The 20,144-nt window shown below is 38.8% G+C and carries 16 protein-coding genes and 5 pseudogenes; 17 read left to right on the top strand and 4 right to left on the bottom strand.

The window, feature by feature from the left end; translation table 11 throughout:
- Positions 1-118 precede the first annotated feature (118 nt).
- The 5 genes and pseudogenes from ACFINA_RS02355 to ACFINA_RS02335 form a co-directional block, all read left to right on the top strand.
- Positions 119-1,003: pseudogene (locus ACFINA_RS02355) on the top strand (phage portal protein); the annotation flags it as partial.
- Positions 1,004-1,014: 11 nt separating this feature from the next.
- A pseudogene (locus tag ACFINA_RS02350) lies at positions 1,015-1,521 on the top strand (hypothetical protein); the annotation flags it as partial.
- 56 nt (positions 1,522-1,577) lie between these two features.
- Positions 1,578-1,933, top strand: a pseudogene (locus ACFINA_RS02345) (glycoside hydrolase family protein); the annotation flags it as partial.
- Positions 1,930-2,157, top strand: coding sequence for a hypothetical protein (locus tag ACFINA_RS02340; protein WP_375614997.1), 228 nt, complete (start codon positions 1,930-1,932; stop codon positions 2,155-2,157). The pseudogene ACFINA_RS02345 and the gene ACFINA_RS02340, both read left to right, overlap by 4 nt.
- 131 nt (positions 2,158-2,288) lie before the next feature.
- Complete coding sequence (locus ACFINA_RS02335) at positions 2,289-2,507, top strand: hypothetical protein (protein ID WP_375614996.1); 219 nt, start codon at positions 2,289-2,291, stop codon at positions 2,505-2,507.
- A gap of 91 nt (positions 2,508-2,598) precedes the next feature.
- Here ACFINA_RS02335 and ACFINA_RS02330 read toward each other — a convergent pair.
- Together ACFINA_RS02330 and ACFINA_RS02325 are read right to left on the bottom strand one after the other, a co-directional pair.
- Positions 2,599-2,841, bottom strand: a pseudogene (locus ACFINA_RS02330) (type II toxin-antitoxin system YafQ family toxin).
- A 9-nt stretch (positions 2,842-2,850) separates the two neighbouring features.
- A pseudogene (locus tag ACFINA_RS02325) lies at positions 2,851-3,133 on the bottom strand (type II toxin-antitoxin system RelB/DinJ family antitoxin).
- A gap of 278 nt (positions 3,134-3,411) precedes the next feature.
- On the opposite strand from ACFINA_RS02325, the gene ACFINA_RS02320 reads away from it, so the two are divergent.
- The 3 genes from ACFINA_RS02320 (at position 3,412) to ACFINA_RS02310 (ending at position 6,458) form a co-directional block, all read left to right on the top strand.
- Positions 3,412-4,374: an L-threonylcarbamoyladenylate synthase gene (locus tag ACFINA_RS02320; protein WP_375607815.1), complete on the top strand. Its 963-nt coding sequence runs from the start codon at positions 3,412-3,414 to the stop codon at positions 4,372-4,374.
- A gap of 2 nt (positions 4,375-4,376) precedes the next feature.
- The gene (locus ACFINA_RS02315; protein WP_375614430.1) at positions 4,377-5,786 is read left to right on the top strand and encodes an FAD-binding oxidoreductase; all 1,410 of its coding nucleotides are present in this window, start codon (positions 4,377-4,379) and stop codon (positions 5,784-5,786) included.
- A gap of 144 nt (positions 5,787-5,930) precedes the next feature.
- On the top strand, positions 5,931-6,458 hold the full coding sequence (locus ACFINA_RS02310; RefSeq protein ID WP_375609082.1) for a DUF6101 family protein: 528 nt from the start codon (positions 5,931-5,933) through the stop codon (positions 6,456-6,458).
- 1,085 nt (positions 6,459-7,543) lie between these two features.
- Here the strand turns inward: ACFINA_RS02310 and purD are convergent.
- Entirely contained in the window at positions 7,544-8,818 is a 1,275-nt protein-coding gene (purD, locus tag ACFINA_RS02305; protein ID WP_375606420.1) for a phosphoribosylamine--glycine ligase, read from the bottom strand.
- A gap of 90 nt (positions 8,819-8,908) precedes the next feature.
- On the opposite strand from purD, the gene ubiA reads away from it, so the two are divergent.
- Positions 8,909-9,913 carry a 4-hydroxybenzoate octaprenyltransferase gene (gene ubiA, locus ACFINA_RS02300; RefSeq protein WP_375606419.1) on the top strand — a complete coding sequence of 335 codons (1,005 nt, stop codon included), beginning with the start codon at positions 8,909-8,911 and terminating at the stop codon, positions 9,911-9,913.
- 482 nt (positions 9,914-10,395) lie between these two features.
- Here the strand turns inward: ubiA and pdxH are convergent, their stop codons facing one another.
- Entirely contained in the window at positions 10,396-11,019 is a 624-nt protein-coding gene (gene pdxH, locus ACFINA_RS02295; RefSeq protein WP_375609083.1) for a pyridoxamine 5'-phosphate oxidase, read from the bottom strand.
- A 321-nt stretch (positions 11,020-11,340) separates the two neighbouring features.
- On the opposite strand from pdxH, the gene ACFINA_RS02290 reads away from it, so the two are divergent.
- The 8 genes from ACFINA_RS02290 (at position 11,341) to ACFINA_RS02255 (ending at position 19,969) form a co-directional block, all read left to right on the top strand.
- A complete protein-coding gene (locus ACFINA_RS02290; protein WP_375614995.1) occupies positions 11,341-12,243 on the top strand; it encodes a DnaJ C-terminal domain-containing protein in 903 nt (300 codons plus the stop codon).
- A 127-nt stretch (positions 12,244-12,370) separates the two neighbouring features.
- Entirely contained in the window at positions 12,371-13,189 is an 819-nt protein-coding gene (fabI, locus tag ACFINA_RS02285) for an enoyl-ACP reductase FabI (RefSeq protein ID WP_375606416.1), read from the top strand.
- A gap of 147 nt (positions 13,190-13,336) precedes the next feature.
- Positions 13,337-14,425 carry a chorismate synthase gene (aroC, locus tag ACFINA_RS02280; RefSeq protein WP_375606415.1) on the top strand — a complete coding sequence of 363 codons (1,089 nt, stop codon included), beginning with the start codon at positions 13,337-13,339 and terminating at the stop codon, positions 14,423-14,425.
- Positions 14,426-14,440: 15 nt separating this feature from the next.
- On the top strand, positions 14,441-15,553 hold the full coding sequence (gene ribB, locus ACFINA_RS02275; protein ID WP_375609085.1) for a 3,4-dihydroxy-2-butanone-4-phosphate synthase: 1,113 nt from the start codon (positions 14,441-14,443) through the stop codon (positions 15,551-15,553).
- Positions 15,554-15,560: 7 nt separating this feature from the next.
- A complete protein-coding gene (locus ACFINA_RS02270; RefSeq protein WP_375606413.1) occupies positions 15,561-15,815 on the top strand; it encodes an exodeoxyribonuclease VII small subunit in 255 nt (84 codons plus the stop codon).
- A 236-nt stretch (positions 15,816-16,051) separates the two neighbouring features.
- Complete coding sequence (gene dxs / locus ACFINA_RS02265; protein ID WP_375606412.1) at positions 16,052-17,959, top strand: 1-deoxy-D-xylulose-5-phosphate synthase; 1,908 nt, start codon at positions 16,052-16,054, stop codon at positions 17,957-17,959.
- 16 nt (positions 17,960-17,975) lie between these two features.
- Entirely contained in the window at positions 17,976-18,719 is a 744-nt protein-coding gene (locus ACFINA_RS02260) for a TlyA family RNA methyltransferase (protein ID WP_375609086.1), read from the top strand.
- Positions 18,716-19,969 carry a class I SAM-dependent RNA methyltransferase gene (locus tag ACFINA_RS02255; RefSeq protein ID WP_375609087.1) on the top strand — a complete coding sequence of 418 codons (1,254 nt, stop codon included), beginning with the start codon at positions 18,716-18,718 and terminating at the stop codon, positions 19,967-19,969. Before ACFINA_RS02260 ends, ACFINA_RS02255 begins: the two co-directional genes overlap by 4 nt.
- The last annotated feature ends 175 nt before the right edge of the window (positions 19,970-20,144 follow it).

Here is a 20,144-nt window from a genome sequence, read left to right as displayed (position 1 = left end):
GCCAACGAAAACACGACTATCAATCTCTATGGACCAGCCTTTAATGTTTTAGTTGCATCCGGTCTGTTAGGTTATGTGAGTGATAGCAAACAGACCACTATTGGCTTTGATGGGCATAGATACAATTATTTGGGTTAAAAATGGCGCGCTTACAGGAGAAAAAATTCAACCAAAGCCAAGTGCATAATTTCCCAATGGATTTTTCCAGCTGTTTAATGAATCGCGTGAAGCGATAACGCATGTAACAGGGTTATCAGCTGAGTTTATCGGAACACGGGAGGTTAACCAAGCCAATGTGCTGGAAAATACACGCCGGCAATCAACGCTTAATTTGCTTGCGGGGCTGTTTGACAATCTCAAGCTTTATCGGTGTAGGCAGGAAAAGATTATTCTCTATCTTATTCAAAATTATCTCTCTGATGGGCGTTTGGTACGTATTTCTGGACAAGAGAATGCCCAATATGTGCCGTTGACGCGTGAAGCTGTCACAACGCTTGAGTACGACATTATTGTTGATGATTCACCGACAAGCCCCAATGAAAAAGAGAAAACTTTTGCAGCAATTACGCAGATGTTGCCGCTGCTTGGTGGTTTCTTAACACCGGAGATGATTCCAGATCTTTTAAAGCTTTCCCCACTACCGGCAACATTGGTAGCAAATTTAACGGCAAAAGCACAGCAGGAACAACAAGAACAGCAGCAACAGCAGATGATGCAACAAAGCCAAGGAGCACAATTAACTCCAGAGCAACAAGCAAAGATTGCTGTTTTACAGCAAGAAGCGCAAGCAAAGAGCACACTCTATCAACTTGATGCGCAGCAGAAACAAACGGCATTGCAGCAGAAAAATATCGAACTTTTCTTGAAACAAGAACAAGCGCGTATGCAGCTCGAACTTCAACAGGCAAAAAATGAGATAGCGCAGCGTGATTTAGAACGCAAAGCTTTACAGGCACAGTTGGAACACTATCGAGTTTTGACAAAAAATATAATAACACATTGAAGGGACAGAATATGGAAGAAGAGTTTACGCCTGAAGAACAAGCAATCTATGATGAACATTTTGCCAGTGATAATGCTGTTAAGTTGGTCGAGCCAGAACCAGTTGAGGAAGTTTTTGATGCAGAGGAAAGTTCTGAACAGCCAGCTGTAGAACCACTTCAGGAGCAGCCAAATTCTGATGTAATAGAATCTGATAAACTAGAGCAAGAGCGGCAAGCACGCCAAAAGGCAGAACAAAGCGCCATTGAAGCGCGTGAATTGGCTATTGAACTTACGCAAAAATATGCCGCAATGCAGGAAGAAATCACGCGCCGCCGTGAGGAAAATGTTCCCTCCCTAGAAGACGATCCACAAGCACATTTTGTATGGCTTAGTCATAAGGTACAGGAACAACAGAAATTGCTTGATGAGTTTTCTCATATGAGAGAGAGTCAAGAGCGCATGAGTCAAGAGGAATATGAACGCCAAAAGTTAGGGGATTATTCCGAGGAAGCCAAAGCGCAGGTACAAGACAAATATCAGATCTTGTTCAAAAAGTTATAGGTAGCACGTTAAGCTCTCAAGAAGGCTATAGAACACTACTTAAAAGGCTTAATTGGGGGGATTATGAAGCGGTACCAACCGAATTGCAGAAAAATGGACCAAAGCGGGAGGCAAACGTTTACAAGGTCTTGTACACCGGCGTGTAGCAGAGGCAGGGTTGTGGGCGAAAGGAGTTTATGTTTCTTCTAATTATCAAATAGTAGAAACGCAAGCACCAACGGGGGGGCAAAGCAGAAGCATTGGCACCGATTATTGGTTCTTTCTCAGGTCTTGGTGGATTTTAGTGGGCAATGGACCCATTCAATGGGCTTTAGCGGCCATTATGGTTTTAGCCGCATGTATTGGCATTTTCTTTGTTGCTAAACGCTTTCAGGAGCACCGCCTATGATCTTATGGATGAAAAGAAACTTGTTGGTAACAGGTGCGGCTTTAGCCGCTTTTTTTATTGCCTTAGCAAGAGCTTTTACTCTTGGGAAAAAAGCAGAGCAACAAAAGCAAACAGAAAAAGCTTTAAAAGCAGCCACAACACGGCTTGAGGTAGAAAATGAAATTAATCAAAAAAGTGATGCTGATGTGCGTGCTGCTCTCTCTGACTGGTTGCACGACAAATAAATATGCTTCTTCTTGTGTTGGTTGGTTGCCAATTTATTTAAGCCGGCAAGATCTGAACGCCATCAGTTTCAATTTAGCGAGAGAGATCTTAAAGCACAATAATCTAGGTGAACGCTTGTGTGGGTGGCAACATGGTAAGAAAAAAAGCTGAAAAACATACAGAGCTTACAGAAGCAGAAAAAGAAATGCTTCAAGAAATGATCATCACCTATCAAAGCGTGAAAATGATGTATCACTTGATGAAGTGGATAGCATTTTTTCTTTTTTTGCTTATCCTTGATTTTGCGCGCCTTATGGATGCGATAGATAATATCTTCGCACATTTAAAGCAGTGGTTTTCAAAGAATTAGAAAAACTGTTATAAAAGCAAAAACTTCTAAAAATTCTTTTTACTATGAATTGAAGATCCAATCATAAGCGTAGTTCAGAATGCAAACCAAGTCATAAGAGCTCTAGTGTTGTGGTATCTGGCTTTCGATAGATCAAAACTAAATCTGGCTTGATATGACAATCACGACAATTGCGCCATTAACCTGTTAGCGCATGATCTCTCCAATGCGCTTTTAGCGGTTTATTCTCCGCTAACGCTTTGACCACAAGCAGCAAATCCTTCTCTAGTGTATTAGCATACCTACCTTTGCTTTCACGTTTAAGATCAGACCGGAATGAACGCGTATAGACAATATAGCAAGCTTAGGTCTGCTTGTCAGATTTACGCATTTCGGTTCTATCTTCGCGTATCATGGTCCTTAAGCTGTCTAAAGATGTACGTTCGACGCGTCCCATTTCGGCATTCTCGATAGCTCGTAATGTTTCCGGATTTAGTTGAAATAGATCCAAGCGGTAATGTACGATCTCTAGCAATGCGGGTCATAAACATGCGTACTGCATCCGATACAGTTAAACCCATAGACTTAATAACTGCACTTGCAGTTTCTTGCACTTGATCAGGTATGGGGGCTTGAATTTTTTCCATTGCTAAATCCCCTATTCAATTGTAGTACAATGTACTGCACGTTAAGTTTATGTCAAGAGTTTCAACAATAGCTTTTCACAAGAGAACTTAACAAAGTTCAAAAAATTATTAGAGAAAGTTAGCAGAATAAGATATATTTTGTAGAAGAATATTGGAAAATCCTATTCCCTAACCTTTATTTATGAACCCCATACTTTTAAAAAATATATAAATCAATGTGATATATGAATGAAAAAGAGCATAATATCACTAAAAGAGTGTTATAGAAATGATGTGTCATGACGATTCTACCACTCAATAGCGCTTCGATAAAAGAGGCAATAGCGCTTCTTGAACAAGGGAAGTTAGTAGCGTTACCAACGGAAACTGTTTATGGATTAGCAGGCGATGCGACCAATGGGAGGGCAATTTCTTCTATTTATTCTACAAAGGGTCGTCCGCAAATTAATCCTCTTATTGCGCATGTCAGCGGCATCGAAATGGCGGAACGTTATGTTAAAATCGACTTTCTTTCACGCCAATTAATGGAGGAATTTTGGCCAGGACCTTTGACATTGGTTTTGCCTTTAAAGGAACAGCATAATATCCATCCTTTAACGACTGCCGGTTTGAATACATTGGCTATTCGTTTTCCAGACAGTCGTTTTGCGGAAGTTGTACAATATTTTGGACGCCCACTTGCTGCTCCTAGTGCGAATCAATCAGGACGTCTTAGTCCTACTTCCGCTGAGGCTGTTTTTGCATCTTTGGGGGAATCTGTTTCTTTGATATTGGATGGAGGATTTTCTAGAATAGGGCTTGAATCAACGATTATTAAGATTTGTGGTGAAAATATTTATCTTTTGCGTCCAGGGGGGCTTGCGGCTGATGAAATTGAAGAAGTTGTGGGGAAGCCTTTAAAACGGATAGATCAAAGGGCGGCAATTGAAGCTCCTGGGATGTTAAAGTCGCATTATGCTCCCAATGCCACGGTTCGTTTGAATGTAGAAAAGGTGGAAAGTGGTGAAGCGCTTTTAGCATTTGGTTCAAAGCGTGTTATGGGGGCTGAAAATGCTGTTTCTATTTTAAACCTTAGCGAAGATGGAAAATTGGAAGAGGCAGCCTCTCATTTATTTCAATATATGAAGGAATTAGATTCATTTAAAGTGAGATGTATCGCAGTAGAACCTATTCCATCATACGGATTAGGAGAGGCTATCAATGATCGTCTTATACGGGCTGCGGCTCCAAAGGAGAAATGAATATGGAGCAGGAATTAATTGAGGGGTTTAGGGAAATTGTTGGAGCCAAGCATGCTGTAACAGATCAGACGTTGATTGCACCGTATTTGCTTGAAGAGCGTGGGCTTTTTCATGGAAAAACACCTTTACTTTTACGTCCATCTTCTTGCGCAGAGGTCTCATCGATTATGCAGTTAGCGAGCAAAACGCACACACCGATTGTACCACAGGGGGGGAATACAGGGCTTGTGGGGGGACAGCAACCAGATGAAAGAGGAGAGGGCGTTCTTTTATCCATGGAGCGATTAAATAAGATTAGAGCTATAAATCTTGAAGGAAATTTTGTTGTTGTAGAGGCTGGTGTTATTTTACAGGATTTGCAGAAAAAAGTGGATGAATCAGGTCGTTTTTTCCCTCTTTCTTTGGCATCTGAAGGTTCTTGCCAAGTAGGGGGAAATCTTTCGTCAAACGCTGGAGGGACAGCTGTTTTGGCTTATGGCAATATGCGTGATCTTTGTCTTGGTTTGGAAGTTGTTTTACCGGACGGGCGTATTTTAGATGATTTGCGTTTTGTTAAAAAAGACAATAGCGGTTACGATTTAAAAAATCTTTTTATTGGTGCAGAAGGCACATTGGGTGTTATAACCGCAGCCGTTTTGAAGATTTTTCCAAAAATAAAAGGAAAAGCAGTTGCCTTGGTGGGATTATATAGTCCGGCGAAAGCTTTAGAGTTTTTATCTCTGGCTCAAGAATATGGAGGAGGGATGTTGACAGGTTTTGAGCTTATGTCAAAGCTCAGTTTGCAAATGGCTTTAGATTATAAGATGTGTGAGAAGCCTCCTCTCCAGCAGAAACATGAATGGTATGTATTAATGAACATTTCATCGTTGCAAGGCAATGATGAGGCGTTATCGGTATTGAGTAGTATTTTAGAAGAAGCTTTAAAGAATGCGGTGATAGAAGATGCAGTTATTGCGCAATCTTTAAAACAGCAAGATTTTTTTTGGCAATTACGAGAAAGTATATCATCGGCACAAAAGTTGGCGGGAGGATCTATTAAGCACGATATTGCAGTACCGCTTGCTTCCATTCCTGATTTTATTGCTGAAGCTGCACTTATTGTTGAAGATATTTCTCCAGGAGCAAGGGTGGTTTGTTTTGGACACATGGGTGATGGAAATTTGCATTATAATGTTACACAACCTGTAGGGGCTGATACGACAGTATTTTTGCAGTTATGGTCAACAATGAACCATCGCATTCATAGTTTAGTGATGAATTATAAAGGTGCATTTTCTGCTGAGCATGGAATTGGTCAGCTTAAGCGCGAAGAACTTCGTTCTTTTAAATCGCCTGTCGCATTGGATATTATGCAAGGGATTAAAAAAACGCTCGATCCTTTAGGGATAATGAATCCTGGAAAAGTATTATAATTCAAGAATGGTGATCATGCATTTTTGTTTAGATTTTAATAACCAAAAAAGAAACCAGTTGTTTTTTATTCAAACTTTTAATAATCCAATGAGAAAAAGCTGCTAAAGGGTGTATGTTATTTAAGATAAATTGGGATAATGTATATGGCTAATCAATGCTTTAATCAGGCAAAAGCGGTGCTTGAATTTCGGTTAGATCCGTGCCATTTGCCACAAACTACGACATATTTTTCATCCAAAACGGGCAATAAGGTAATTTGTTCGTTAAATGAGCGTGGTGTTTCTTTTAAAACGGATATGCCTTCAAGCTTATCGCATTTAATACCTCCTTATCATTTTCAAGGAATTGCAGCACGTACCGTAAAAACGCGTTCAGGAGAAAGAGCTGTTGCATTAGAATTACTTCATGCAGATGAGGAAGCTTGTATACCGCTTTTGGTTTCCAGAGATTTGAATAATGTTCTTCTGGATTGGCGGTTATGGGCGGATACTTATGGCCTTCCCATGCTTATGATCAATGAAGATAATCGCATTCTGGTTGTAAAAGATCGTTCTGATTTACATCGATTTTTTGGTACAACATCGTATTCTAGACAAAAGCGTTTTTTACTTCGTTATAGCAATCCGTTCGGCTTGCGTTTGGTGATTGCGAATCGAATCGCACTCCAGTGATATTAATATGCATTCATTGTTGTACTACCATCAGCATTTATCTTGTTGTGCCGTAAAACATCGTTGTTTGGGGCGGTAACATAAGGGGTGTAAACTTCACACATGAAGTGTTTTTAGAAGATATGGCGAATATTCTTAAGTTTGCTTGTAGGTCTTTGTGTAAGTGCAGCATATGAGTGGGAAGCAAGAGGACCCCGCTCAATGAGAATCCAGACTTTTACAGACGGGATTTGGTGTGACTTTTGGTTCTTGAAAACAAAGAGGAAGTCAATGATTGTAAATGAGAGTTTTTTGACACCATACATTGGCAGCAGGAATCTATTATGTAAAACGCTTTTTTCGGAGAGGTGAAAACGGCTTTTGTACCAATAGAAACTGTTTTTTGCGGTATAATTTTGGGTTTTTGCCACATTATTAAAACATCAGAAAATTACTGGAAGTGTTTTTAAATTTTTTTTAATAAATCATTTCTCCATTTTGAATGAGAGCTTTGAATATTGCAGAACATTCTTATTTCATCTCTCTTTTATAATCAAAATCATTTAGATAGAAAGGGTTATCGTAATATTGAGAGTTGGAAAATACAAAGATGGTATCGGTTTTTATCTTTATTCCAGAAAGATGGCAGAATGGATTTATACTATTTGCAGGTAGTGTCGTAAAATGGGAGTGATGAGCATGAGAGATATTGTTTAAGAATTTGTATGTGAATAACATAACTATCTTTTTTGGGCATTTTATTTTTCGTAAAAGCGGAATTTCATTAAAAAACGCGATAGATAAAAGAAATGATAGTATATATGTTTTTCTTCAGGATTTTATAAGAAAGAAAGTGTTTATAAAAATGATGAGAAAATACGTTTAAAGTAAAGATAACAGTAAAATGATCATTTTATATTATATTCTCAGATTCAGAATTTTTTCCTATTTCATCATGAGTAGGTATCCTATTTACAATATTTGATTGTTCAAAGGAAAGCACACTCATTTTTTCAAAATTATGGTCAACGTAAAACAGTGAGAAAATTTGTGTATCATGCTCTTACGTGAAATCATCAAATCGTAAAAAAGAATAGTCAAAGGATTTAGTTTTTTCGCGCAATAGCTCGCCATCCGATATCGCGACGAACAAAACCCTCTGGCCAATCAATATAATCAACGGCTTCATAAGCACGTTTTTGTGCTTGCGTAATCGTTTTTCCTGTTGCTGTTATATTGAGAACACGTCCACCATTTGCAATGAGTTGTCCATTTCGTAATGCTGTACCAGCTTGAAAAACTTTCACATCGGGAAGAGTATCTATTTTATCAACGTTACGAATAACAGTCCCTTTTTGGGGAGAGTCTGGATAACCATTAGCAGCCATAACAACGGTGAGAGCAGTCTTTTCAGACCACTGAAGAGGTTTATTTTCAAGATTTCCTTGAGCTGCGGCAAGAAAAATTGGTAGAATATCATCTTTAAGGCGCATCATTAAAACTTGACATTCAGGATCACCGAATCGTACGTTAAATTCAATTAATTCGGGTCCTTTTTGCGTTATCATCAAGCCGACGAAGAGAATACCTCTAAAGGGGGCGCCCATTTCGTTCATGCTTTTTAAAGCTGGTTCAACAATTTCTTTAAGGGTACGATTCACTATTTCTTGGGTCATGATGGGTGCTGGTGAATAAGCACCCATACCACCGGTGTTTGCTCCAGTATCTCCATCTCCTACACGCTTATGATCTTGAGCAGATCCAAAGGGAAGAGCAACTTTACCATCACAAAGGCAGAAGAAGCTTGCTTCTTCACCTTCCAGAAAAGATTCTACAACAATTTTGTTTCCTGCATCCCCAAATGCACTTTTGAAGCAGGCATCAACAGCGTTAAATGCTTCTTCTATAGTTGTTGCAACCACGACACCTTTGCCGGCAGCTAAGCCATCAGCTTTAATAACAATGGGAACACCTTGTTGATGAATGTAAGCTTTGGCTCTAGCGGCATCATTAAAGCATTGGTAACTTGCTGTAGGAATGTTATTCTTATGACATAAATCTTTTGTAAAAGCTTTTGAACCTTCTAGTTGAGCAGCTTTTTGAGTAGGACCAAATACACAGATGTTAGCGCTATTAAGAGAATCTGTTATACCTGCAACCAATGGTGCTTCTGGTCCTACAATCACAAGATCAATAGAATGTGCTTTACAAAAATCAATAATAAGGGGGTGATCATCAATGTCTAAATTAATATTTTCACCAAATTCTGTTGTTGCAGGATTTCCAGGAGCACAATATAACTTTGTTAGCAGTGGTGATGCTGCTATTTTCCATGCTAAAGCATGTTCTCGTCCACCTGAGCCAATAAGAAGAATATTCATTGCTTGCTCCTCTCATAGAAGATGATTAATTTCATCTCCTTCTCATAAGAATGAAATGTCTCTATCGCAAGACTAAAGGTAAATCATTTGATGAAAAAAAATAAAAATATCGCACCTGTTCAGTCCTATAATAGCCAAGGACGGGTTATGGATGCATCTTCCAAACAATGGGTCTATAGTTTACTTCCCTGTTCTTTATGGTTTTATGCGCAATTGGCGCGTTGGGATCGGCCTATCGGATGGCAATTGTTGATGTGGCCTTGTTTTTGGTCAACAACAATGGCTTTTCTCTCTTATGAAATGCATTATGATACTCTTTCATCAATGTTGCTTCATTGGGTTTGGTATCTTTTTCTTTTTTTTCTAGGATCCATCGCTATGCGAGGGGCAGGATGTACTTGGAATGATCTTATTGACCATAAAATCGATTCTCAGGTAGAAAGAACACGTTCTCGCCCATTGCCGACAGGTCATGTGAGTCGGTTTCAAGCAAAAGTTTTTATACTTGTGCAATGTTTGGTTGGTTTAGGCGTTTTATCACAATTTAATAGGTTTAGTTTTTTTCTCGGTATTTCGTCATTGATAGCTGTTGCATTTTATCCTTTTATGAAACGCGTAACATATTGGCCGCAGTTTTTTTTAGGCGTTGCATTTAATTGGGGGGCATTAATGGGGTGGGCTGTTGTCTTTGGAAGTTTAAGCTGGTCACCGATTTTGCTTTATGTGGGATCAATCTTGTGGACCATAGGATATGATACAATCTACGCCCATCAAGATAAAGAAGATGACGCTACGGTTGGTGTGCGTTCTACAGCACTTCTCTTCGGTAAAGAAACCAAGCGTGCTTTAGTATTTTTGTATGGTGGTTTTGTACTGTTCGTGAGTTTAGCATTTTATTTAGCTGAAGTCCCTGTTCTTAGTTTTTTTGGGGTTTTTGTGGCAAGTATCCATATGTTTATTCAAATTAAAGTTATTGATATAGATGACAGTGCGCAATGCCTCAGGCTTTTCAAATCTAATTCGCTTATTGGTCTTGTGATTTTTGCTGGTTTAGTATGTGGTGGTATATGGATGATGTTTTATCCTGCAGCCTAACAATGAATTAGATAAAATCATATATTCTGATGATGAGGAGAGGAATGAAAATACAAAGATACTTTCATTAATTTTAAAGTGTATTATTTTTTCATGTTCAAAGCTTTTTGTATTTTATGATTAGTTTTATTCCAGATCTTTCTGGTTTGAAATAACGATTTTTTCAAATTTTATTGAAATAAAAATAGACTTTAGGAGGAATGAACAACTTTTTTAATTGAAAGTGCACTTTCTCTTATCAGAAATTACAAAAATAAAATCATAATTTTTGTTGAATATCGTGTTTTCTCTTAAAAAAGCTTGTTGCGCATCTATTGTCTTCAAGCAATGCAGTAGGAGATATTATCAACCAACTTTTATAGTGAAAATAAAACTTTTCTATTGAAAGGAAACTAATCATTTTGTTTTAGAAATTTGCAAATAGAAAATAGTCATTGAACCCTTAGGAAGACAAAGTCTTCATAACGATAAAGCTTGAAGGATTAAGGATAAAGTTTTTGTTTTTTCCAATTGCTGTGTTCAACACAATCACGCGTAAAAAGCAGACGATCATGTAAACGAAATGGGCGATCACACCAGAATTCTATAGAAAGGGGTTTAACACGAAAACCAGACCAATAAGGTGGTCGTGGAATATTGCCTACTGCATAACGTGCAGTATATTGAGCAATTGCTTTTTCGAGCACAAAACGATTGTCTAATGGTTGAGATTGTTTAGATGCCCATGCCCCAATTCGACTCCCACGTGGTCGCGATTGGAAATAGGCATCCGCTTCCTGTTGACTTACTTTTTCAACAATGCCTCTAATTCTGACCTGACGACGGAGCGATTTCCAATGAAAACCTAAGGATGCCTTCATTGATTTTAAAATTTCTTGTCCTTTACAGCTTTCATAATTGGTATAGAAGACGAATCCTTGGGGACTGTAGTCTTTGAGGAGAACCATACGAACATTAGGAAGTCCTGTTTCGTCTACTGTTGCGAGTGCCATAGCATTCGGATCATTTATTTCGCTTATTGTTGCCTCTTCAAGCCATTTTGCAAAAAGTTCAAAAGGTTTTTGCATTTGCATAAAATGATCATCTGTTGGGATTTTATCGCTCATAGTGTCTCCAAATGTCAGCGAGCATGGGTAAGGCATTTTCTTATTTACTTTGTCATCTCGAAGTAAAGTAGCATTTTTTCCTATTTTCAAAAAGTCAATGCTATCGTGTATTTTTATAGTGGTTCCATTATTTTTGTCTTTAGCATAGACGATAATGAGCTATATTAAATAAATATCTCATTTTATCTGGTATTTTAGTTTATTGATAGACATATAAAGAAAGAAGAAATTATTCTCTAGAATAGATTGATAAAGTTATGAGGGATATTGAAAACATATCCGTTGATATTTTGAAAACCAAAAAATTGAAAAGAGGGCAATATGCGTGATCCCTACACGATTCTGGGTGTGGCACGTACCGCAAAATCGCAAGAGATTAAATCAGCATTTAGAAAATTAGCAAAGAAGTATCATCCAGATCACAATAAAGATGATGCAAAGGCTAAAGAAAAGTTTGCTGAAATTAATCAAGCTTATGAAATTATAGGTGATAAAGATAAAAAAGCACAATTTGACCGCGGTGAAATTGATATGGAAGGAAAACCACTTTATCAAGCCTATGGTGCTGGTGAGAATTTTAACAATAAACAAAATCCTTTTTCAGGAAGAGCGAGAGGATTTGATTTTTCCTCTTCAGGTGGTGCAGGTTTTGATGCGAGTGATATTTTTCGCGATCTGTTTGGGGGAGGCGGTAGCTTTTCGAATTCCAAACACTATAATCGCCCTCAACAAGGAGCACATATTCGTGCTAATCTTGCCATAACATTAGAGCAGATGGTTGGCGCAGAAAAGGTGGAAGCCGTTTTTCCTAATGGAAAAAAGTTAAAAATTAAACTTCCAGATTATATTGAAGACGGGCAAACTATTCGTTTAAAAGGTCAGGGAGAAGAGGTTCCTCATGGGCAAGCAGGAGATGCATTAATAACCATTCAGATTCAAAAACATCCTCGTTTTCGGGTTGAAGGAAGGGCACTTCATCTTGATTTACCAGTTTCTCTTAAACATGCTGTTTTGGGAGCAAAAGAAGAAGTTGAGACATTGGAGGGACGTGTGGTTTTAACGATTCCTGCTTGGTCAAGTTCTGATCGCGTTTTACGGTTGAAAGGAAAAGGACTTCGTTTAAAAAGTGGTACAAGAGATGATCTTTATGTGCATGTTCGTATTATGTTGCCGGAAGGTAAAAATGTTGCGCTAGAACAGTTTTTGCAAATGCAAAAAGATTAAATTTTAATTTTTTTATATATAAAGCATAGTTTTTGCTTGATTTTAAACCAATTACTTGAAGAAAAAGTTGACCTGTGTCATAGGCAAATGAATAATATTAATTTTAAGTAACAATGGGGCAGTGCTAATGGCTAAGGGTAATGGTTTATTGTACGGTAAGCGTGGCTTAATTTTAGGGTTGGCCAATAATCGCTCCATCGCTTGGGGAATTGCTAAAGCGGCGAGTAGCGCAGGGGCAGAGCTTGCTTTTACCTATCAGGGTGAAGCCATGAAAAAGCGTGTTGAGCCTTTGGCTGAAGAATTAAAGGGATTTGTTTGTGGACATTGTGATGTTTCTGACAGTGCTTCTATTGATTCAGTCTTTAGAGCCATAGAGAAGAAATGGGGCAAACTCGATTTTTTAGTTCATGCTATTGGTTTTTCTAATAAAGATGAATTAAGTGGTCGTTATGTTGATATCAGCGAATCAAATTTTATGATGACCATGAATATTTCCGTTTATTCCCTAACAGCTCTAACAAAGCGTGCAGAAAAGTTGATGCCGGATGGCGGTTCAATCTTGACACTGACCTATTATGGTGCAGAAAAGGTTGTTCCCAATTATAATGTCATGGGGGTTGCTAAAGCAGCTCTTGAAGCGAGCGTGAAGTATTTAGCGGTAGATTTAGGTCCCAAAAATATTCGTGTTAATGCGATATCTGCTGGACCGATTAAAACGTTAGCAGCTTCAGGTATTGGTGATTTCCGTTATATTTTAAAATGGAATGAATATAATGCTCCATTACGCCGTACAGTAACAATTGAAGAGGTTGGTGATTCTGCTCTTTATTTTCTTTCAGATTTGTCTCGTTCTGTTACTGGTGAAGTTCATCATGTCGATTCGGGTTATAATATCATAGGTATGAAAGCAGTTGATGCACCAGACATTTCTGTCGTTAAAGAATAAAGTTTGGTTTATAGGGTTTTATTGAACAGCGGTAATTTGACCAAATTAAAAGCGGCTGAGAGTATTTTGGAACAAAGAGCTGTCTTGTGTATAACTCAACATATGTTGTCGTTGGCGTATATTTGACAGAGAAACGGATCTTTTTTCATGTCGCATAATACATTTGGTCATTTGTTTCGTGTAACCACATGGGGAGAAAGTCATGGTGCTGCTCTTGGTTGTGTCATTGATGGTTGTCCGCCTGGAATTATTTTTACTCTTGCAGAAGTTCAAGCTTATCTTGACAAACGGAGACCAGGACAATCCGTATATACAACGCAGCGACGCGAATTGGATCAAGTAGAAATTCTTTCAGGAGCTATCGCTCAGGACAATGGGACGGCATTGGTTACAACAGGTACACCAATTTCTCTGTTGATTAGAAATACAGATCAGCGTTCGAAGGATTATAGCTCGATTGCCCATCAATATCGTCCAGGACATGCGGATTATACTTATGATATTAAATATGGCATTCGTGATTTTCGAGGAGGAGGGCGTTCTTCGGCAAGGGAGACAGCAGCACGTGTTGCAGCGGGTGCATTTGCACGTAAAATTGTTCCTGGTTTGGTGGTTCGAGGAGCAGTGATAGCAATTGGTCCTCATAATATTAATCGTGATCGTTGGGATTGGTCAGAGGTTGATAATAATCCTTTTTTTACACCTGACGCAGAGATGGTTCACATTTTTAGTGATTATATCAGTAAACTCCGTAAAGAGGGGACATCTGTTGGTGCTGTTGTTGAGATCATTGCAGAAAATGTTCCGGCAGGTTTAGGAGCACCTATTTACGCAAAACTGGATCAAGATATTGCATCCTTCCTTATGTCGATTAATGCAGTAAAAGGAGTTGAAATTGGGGATGGTTTTGCGGCAGCCCGCATGAAGGGAGAAGAAAATGCCGATGAAATGCGGATGGGAAATGATGGAAAACCACTTTTTTTATCCAATCATGCTGGTGGTATTTTAGGGGGAATATCGAGTGGACAGCCAATTGTTGCACGTTTTGCTGTCAAGCCTACTTCATCAATTTTAACGCCTCGTCGCTCTATTGATGTTGATGGTCATGATGTAGATGTTATAACGAAGGGACGTCATGATCCATGTGTTGGGATTCGCGCTGTTCCCATTGGTGAAGCGATGGTTGCTTGTGCTATTGCGGACCATTATCTAAGACATCGCGGTCAAGTTGGGTGAGTGAGAAGGTGAATAATGGTGTATGATGAAGAAAAAATTGTTTCTGCACTTAAAGCTTTTGAACGCGGTGAAATTGTTGTGGTGACAGATGATGATGACCGTGAAAACGAAGGTGATTTAACTGTTGCTGCTGTCCATTGTACAGAAGAAAAGATGGCATTCATCATTCGCCACACAACAGGGATTGTTTGTGCACCTATGCCAAAAGAAGAAGCACAACGGTTTCATCTTGCTCCTATGGTGCCAGATAATAATTCAGCACATCAGACCCAGTTTACTGTTACTGTGGATTTTAAACATGGGATAACGACGGGTATCTCCGCACACGACCGCACATTAGCGGTTCGCAATCTTGCTAATCCAAATGCTGGTGCTCACGATTTTATTCGTCCAGGACATATTTTCCCTTTGATTGCGCATGAAGGGGGTGTTCTTATGCGTTCAGGTCACACGGAAGCGGCTGTTGATTTATGTAAATTAGCTGGTTTACCGCCAGTTGGTGTTATTGGTGAGTTGGTCAATGATGATGGCAGTGTTAAACATGGAGATGAAGTTACAAAATTTGCACAAGAACATCGATTGCATATGATAACGGTTGCGGATTTAATCGCTTATCGTCAGCGCAAAGAAATGTTGATCAGGCATGTTGGAGAAATGGCTATTGAAACACCAGTAGGACCTGCTATTGTTCAGAGTTATCAACTCCCTTGGGAAACAGTTCAGCATGTTGCAATCGTTTTTGGTGATCTTGGTGATGGTGAAGATATTCCTGTACGTTTGCATCGTGAAAACATTATGAATGATGTTTTTGGTCAAGCGTCAGATGTTACCGCTATCATGCAGCGTATGATGGAAAAAGAAAAACGGGGTGTTTTTGTTTATTTACGTCAAGGATCAGTTGGTATTGATGAAAAATCAGCTATGAGCATTCAGGAAATGGCAAAAGACGGTTCAGAAAACCATATACAGGCAATTGAACGTGAAGAAGAATGGCGACAAATTGGTTTAGGATCACAAATTTTGAAACATTTAGGAATCAGTTCTGTTATTGTTTATACTTCTAAAGAACGTCATTATTTAGATTTAGAAGGTTTTGGAATTCGTATATCCAGAATAGATATTTTGTGAGGTTCATATGAAAAAAGAAATACAAGAGGGGGATATTACGACCTTAAGTTTTGAGCAAGCGCTGAAGCAACTTGAAGTTATTGTTGAAAATTTGGAACGTGGCGATGTGCCTTTGGAACAATCCATAGATATTTATGAACGTGGTGAAGCGCTTAAAAAACATTGTGAAAAACTCTTGAAAGTTGCTGAAGCTAAAGTTGAAAAAATTCAACTTTCAGAAGGAGGTTCTCCAGAAGGAGTAGAACCACTTGATGCTCAATAGTATTAAACTATTTTTGGATATTTATTGCGGGATTAAGCAGTGCAATAACCTTATTTATAGAAAGCAAATTTTATTGGTTTCTTTTTTATAAAATAAGTTAAAAATGAGAAAAATCATAAATCATCTCAAATAGAGATTTTTCAGTAAAAAAGATGCAAAACTGTCAATGAAAGAGTAGAGAAGATGTATTTTTATCGTTGCGTTCTCTTAAGTTAAGGTGATAGGAGGGAGTTTTTTTGTCTCATATCTTAACACCATTGCTTGACCGTATTTGTTTCCCGCAAGATTTGCGGGCTCTGCCTGAGTCTGATTTGGTACAGTTGGCTAATGAGTTGCGGGCAGAAACAATTGATGCGGTTTCTGTAACAGGTGGTCATCTTGGGGCAGGACTTGGTGTTGTTGAGCTCACTGTTGCATTACATTATGTTTTTAATACACCAGAGGATAGGATTATTTGGGATGTTGGTCATCAAACCTATCCACATAAGATTTTAACGGGGCGTAGAGAAAAAATACGTACATTACGTCAAGAGGGAGGATTATCAGGTTTCACAAAACGTTCAGAAAGTGTGTATGATCCATTTGGAGCGGGCCATTCGTCTACTTCTATTTCGGCGGGTCTTGGCATGGCGGTAGCGAGTGCTTTGAAGGCAGAGACAAGACGCAATATTATCGCTGTTATTGGTGATGGTGCAATGTCTGCGGGCATGGCTTATGAAGCAATGAATAACGCTGGTGCTTTGGATGCGCGCTTGATTGTTGTTCTTAATGATAACGATATGTCTATTGCACCGCCTACAGGTGCTATGAGTGCACATCTTGCACGACTAGTTTCTCGTCCTGCTTATCGTCATTTGCGTGAACGCGTAAAGATGTTGAGCGAAAAATTGCCAAAGTTTTTTTTGGATAAGGCACGTCGTTCAGAGGAATTTGCGCGTAGTTTTTTGGTTGGGGGAACGTTATTTGATGAGCTTGGCTTTTATTACGTGGGACCCATAGATGGGCACAATTTAGGGCATTTATTACCCGTTTTAAAAAATATTCGTGAATGTCCTAATGGTCCAGTTTTGGTGCATGTCGTCACCCATAAGGGAAAGGGATATCCACCTGCAGAAGCATCTTCTGATAAATATCATGGTGTTAATCGTTTTGATGTTACGACAGGAAAACAGGTTAAAGCATCAAGTAATATTCTACCCTATACCAAGGTATTTTCTGAAGCCTTATCAGAAGAAGCGCGCCATGATGATAAGATTGTGGGCATAACAGCAGCGATGCCAACAGGGACAGGCCTTGATGCTTTTGCAGAAAAATTTCCTGAAAAAATGTTTGATGTTGGTATTGCTGAGCAACATGCCGTAACTTTTGCGGCAGGACTTGCTTGTGAAGGGTATAAGCCTTTTGTTGCAATTTATTCTACTTTTTTACAGCGTGCTTATGATCAAATTATTCATGATGTATCAATTCAAAAATTACCGGTACGTTTTGCTATTGACCGAGCAGGTTTTGTGGGGGCAGATGGTGCAACACATGCTGGAAGTTTTGATATTGTTTTTTTGTCCACTCTTCCTGAGTTTGTTGTTATGGCACCTTCAGATGAGCTTGAATTGATGCATATGGTACGTACAGCTGCAGCCTATGATCAGGGTCCCATTTCTTTTCGTTATCCACGTGGTGAAGGTCTTGGTATAGATTTACCGCAACGTGGTGAGTTATTAGAAATTGGAAAAGGGCGCGTTCTGCGTGAAGGAAATAGGATTGCTTTGGTTTGTTTTGGAACGCGGATGTCAGAAGTGTTGCAAGCTGCTGATGCGTTGGAGGTTGAAGGATTATCTACAACAGTTGCAGATGCACGGTTTGCAAAACCTTTAGATAAGGATTTGATGCGTCGTTTGGCACGTGAGCATGAAGTTTTGGTGACAATTGAAGAAGGTGCAATCGGTGGGTTTGGAGCACACATATTACAATTTTTAGCGCAAGAAGGGCTCTTAGAGCATGGTTTGAAAGTTCGTACACTAAAACTTCCTGATGAATATTTGAGTCATGGTTCACCAGAAAAAGTTCTTTCACGTGTCGGACTTGATGCTATGGGTATTTTAAATACGGTTTTTACTGCTCTGGGACGCGAGATTCGAACGGGATAGAAAATTCAAGTATGAGATGGCTTCCAGAAAAAGGCTCGATATTCTTTTAGTTGAAAGAAACTTTTTTACGACACGTTCACGTGCACGTGATGCAATTATACGCAAAACTGTTAAAGTTAATGGCAAAATAGTTTTTAAAGCTGGGCAAATTGTTTTTGATGATGCAGAGATTTTTGTTTGTGATCCAGCGCAAAATTATGTGTCCCGTGCGGCATTGAAATTGATTTCTGCACTTGATGCATTTCCGATTGTAACCGATAAAGTGACAGCCATTGATGTTGGGGCATCAACAGGTGGTTTTACACAAGTTCTCTTAGAGCGTGGAGCGGCCCATGTCATTGCTGTTGATGTTGGGCATCATCAATTTGATGCACGTTTATTGGGCAACAGGGCTATAACGTTATTAGAAGGCTTAAATGTTAGAGATTTTCAACAGGAACATTTAGGCGGTAGGGAAATTGATCTTATCGTTTCCGACGTCAGCTTTATTTCTCTTAAACTTGCATTGCCTCCCGTTTTATCTTTAGCCAAGAAGGGTGCTCAAGCTGTTTTATTGGTAAAGCCTCAGTTTGAGGTTGGTCGTAAGAACCTTGGAAAGGGAGGAATATTAAATCCATCAAGTGCTAAAAAAACCGCTGAGGCACTTTTTATCTGGTTAGATACTCAAACAGGGTGGCGTGCAAAAGGTTTACTTCCTTCACCCATTACAGGTGGTGATGGCAATGTGGAATATTTACTATTCGGAGAAAAACAAGAGTGAACGATAATGTGATAATCGACTATATTGGAGCAAATGGTTATGGTACTTCCAAGACGTCCCACGGTTTTATTTATGTTCCTTTTACTTTACCGGGAGAGTGTGCTGAAATTACTGTTCATGGAAAATATGCAACATGTATAGCATTAAAAGAAAAATCACCAGAACGTGTTGATGCTCTTTGTCAGCATTTTGGAGAATGTGGAGGGTGTGCTCTTCAGCATTGGCATACTGATGCTTATTGCGTATGGAAACGACAATTAGTTGTTGATGCACTTAAAAAGTATGGACTTAATAATGTTGTTGCGCCTTTAATAGAATGTAAACCCTATAGCCGACGTCGGATGACGTTAACAGCATCCATGACCCCACAGGGGCAAAAAGTTGGTTTTAATCGTTATCTCTCTCATGAGATTATAGCTCTTGAAGAATGTCCAGTGACGCGTTTAGAGATTATGTCTAAACTAGATGATATCAGGTCACTTTGTGCTCTTGTAAGCAATCATGCCAAACGGTTTCATATAACGATAACATCTGTTGAAAACGGTTTAGATATCGCTTTAAGCGGTTGTGTTATACGCGATGAGCGTGTTCGTCAGAAAATGATCAGTGCTGCTCTTTCATATGGGATTATACGTTTATCTGTTGACGGAGAAGTTTTGGTTGAGCAAGAAAAACCATTGGTTTATTTTGGAGATGTCCGTGTTGAATTTCCTTCTGGTGGTTTTCTTCAAGCAACTTGTGAAGTTGAACATATAATGGGCAATATTATTTTGACTCATTTAAAAAAAGCAAAGAATGCTCTTGATTTGTTTTCAGGGGTAGGAACATTTGCCTTGCGTATGGCAAAAAAGATGAATGTTCATGCAGTAGAAAATAATGAAGATGCATTAAGAAATCTAAATACAGCAGCACGTTTTGCAACTGGTTTAAAAACAGTCACTTGTGAAAAACGTGATCTTTTTCGCCATCCACTTTCTGTAAAGGAACTTGAGTGTTTTGAAAGCGTTGTTTTTGACCCTCCTCGCGCTGGAGCAGAGGAACAAGTACATGAACTGGCAAAGGCAACAATATCACGTGTTGTGGCAATTTCGTGTAATCCCGTTACATTTGCTCGTGATTTATCTTTTCTTGTTGCAGGGGGATATACAGTAGAAAAAATCATACCAATTGATCAATTTTTATGGTCGCCACATGTCGAAGTTGTTGCTGTTTTGAGCAAAAATAAAAAGAAGAAAAGTTGGAAGCTTTAGCCTGAAAGTTTTTTTGACATAGTTCATTTGAGTATTATTATAAAATCTCTCTAAAATTTATCTACAATAATAATCTTTTTCTCGTTGAGTTAACGAGCACTGAATGTAGAAAGTGTTTTTTATTTTAAACTTTTTTATTATGAAACATAAAAGATAGTTGCTCCACTACTCCATA

It is taken from the genome of Bartonella sp. AC10YNML, from assembly GCF_042196825.1.
GTDB lineage: Bacteria > Pseudomonadota > Alphaproteobacteria > Rhizobiales > Rhizobiaceae > Bartonella.
Note: the sequence above shows the minus strand (reverse complement) of the source record. Positions and strands in the feature narration are given on the sequence as shown.

What these genes read in the sequence shown, in the direction of transcription:
- purD (WP_375606420.1), bottom strand. Translation starts at nt 8,818, where the DNA reads ATGAATATTCTTCTTATTGGCTCAGGTGGACGAGAACATGCTTTAGCA.
- ACFINA_RS02340 (WP_375614997.1), top strand. Translation starts at nt 1,930, where the DNA reads ATGATCTTATGGATGAAAAGAAACTTGTTGGTAACAGGTGCGGCTTTA.
- ACFINA_RS02310 (WP_375609082.1), top strand. Translation starts at nt 5,931, where the DNA reads ATGGCTAATCAATGCTTTAATCAGGCAAAAGCGGTGCTTGAATTTCGG.
- ACFINA_RS02290 (WP_375614995.1), top strand. Translation starts at nt 11,341, where the DNA reads ATGCGTGATCCCTACACGATTCTGGGTGTGGCACGTACCGCAAAATCG.
- fabI (WP_375606416.1), top strand. Translation starts at nt 12,371, where the DNA reads ATGGCTAAGGGTAATGGTTTATTGTACGGTAAGCGTGGCTTAATTTTA.
- ACFINA_RS02315 (WP_375614430.1), top strand. Translation starts at nt 4,377, where the DNA reads ATGGAGCAGGAATTAATTGAGGGGTTTAGGGAAATTGTTGGAGCCAAG.
- ubiA (WP_375606419.1), top strand. Translation starts at nt 8,909, where the DNA reads ATGAAAAAAAATAAAAATATCGCACCTGTTCAGTCCTATAATAGCCAA.
- pdxH (WP_375609083.1), bottom strand. Translation starts at nt 11,019, where the DNA reads ATGAGCGATAAAATCCCAACAGATGATCATTTTATGCAAATGCAAAAA.
- ACFINA_RS02335 (WP_375614996.1), top strand. Translation starts at nt 2,289, where the DNA reads ATGGTAAGAAAAAAAGCTGAAAAACATACAGAGCTTACAGAAGCAGAA.
- ACFINA_RS02320 (WP_375607815.1), top strand. Translation starts at nt 3,412, where the DNA reads ATGACGATTCTACCACTCAATAGCGCTTCGATAAAAGAGGCAATAGCG.
- ACFINA_RS02260 (WP_375609086.1), top strand. Translation starts at nt 17,976, where the DNA reads ATGGCTTCCAGAAAAAGGCTCGATATTCTTTTAGTTGAAAGAAACTTT.
- aroC (WP_375606415.1), top strand. Translation starts at nt 13,337, where the DNA reads ATGTCGCATAATACATTTGGTCATTTGTTTCGTGTAACCACATGGGGA.
- ribB (WP_375609085.1), top strand. Translation starts at nt 14,441, where the DNA reads ATGGTGTATGATGAAGAAAAAATTGTTTCTGCACTTAAAGCTTTTGAA.
- ACFINA_RS02270 (WP_375606413.1), top strand. Translation starts at nt 15,561, where the DNA reads ATGAAAAAAGAAATACAAGAGGGGGATATTACGACCTTAAGTTTTGAG.